Genomic DNA, 951 nt, shown 5'->3' on the forward strand with positions numbered 1-951 from the left:
AGCGAAGCGAGTTCACAGACGACAGCGAACGGAGGATGCGCAGTAGCGAAGCAGGTGTAGCCTTGATCTTTTGCCTACTTTTCCATCAAGGGAAAAGTAGGTTCAATTACTTCTAATATTGACATATTTTCTCAATGTCACTTCGCGATCTTTATCATTCTTATCATTATTTTGTCACTGAAGAATCCGGCTGTCTGCTGGTAGGCTTCAGGGAGGATTCCGTTACTTTCATTGTAAAAGAGGTATGGAATAAGGAACCTGTCGGCTTGCCGGAAGTGGACAAGTTGTATACTGAAATGCAGCGTATCGGGGAAATGTGTAGCTGTAACCAGTTCCGTATCCTGGCTCATGGCGGTTATCTGCCGGAGGCACTTTCCTTTGAACTGCATGGACTGACTGTTTCGGATGATAGCTATCTGAGAAGTCTGGAGACGGGAAAGCATATAGAACTGTTTTCACATAATGAAGCGGCTTACCGGGCTATTGAGGAAGGATTCAAAACGAACAGGATCGGAGCCGTTGTACAGGCGACCGGAACAGGAAAGTCTTACCTGATTGCCCGCTATATCGTCAATCATTCGGAAGATGATATAGTGGTTATCGCTCCCAATGTTACGATCATTGCCGAGATCAAAAAAGCAATTGGCAGGACAATGCCGCATGTCGCCTACCGGACTTTCCAGGCATTAGTCCTGAATCGCGGTACAGTGGATGAACTCAAAGCGAATCATATCATTATCGACGAGTTCCATCATTTCGGAGCGGAGGTATGGGGAAAGGCTGTACAGGAAGTAATTGATAACAATCCGGAAGCCCGTGTACTGGGAATGTCGGCCACTCCGATACGTCCCGAAGAGATGCTCGATACGGTAGAGGTCTATTTCAAGGGAAACCTGTTCCATGAACTGTCTTTGTCTATGGCTTGGTATTATAAGATACTGCCTGTTCCTG

Annotated in this window: 1 protein-coding gene; it reads left to right on the plus strand. The window is 46.4% G+C overall.

The window, feature by feature from the left end; genetic code table 11:
• Positions 1-134: 134 nt before the first annotated feature.
• Positions 135-951 (plus strand): DEAD/DEAH box helicase (locus DXA15_RS25080; RefSeq protein ID WP_158579722.1); only part of this gene is annotated, 817 nt, incomplete at its 3' end.

This window comes from Parabacteroides sp. AM58-2XD (assembly GCF_003463685.1).
In the GTDB taxonomy this organism is placed as follows: domain Bacteria; phylum Bacteroidota; class Bacteroidia; order Bacteroidales; family Tannerellaceae; genus Parabacteroides; species Parabacteroides segnis.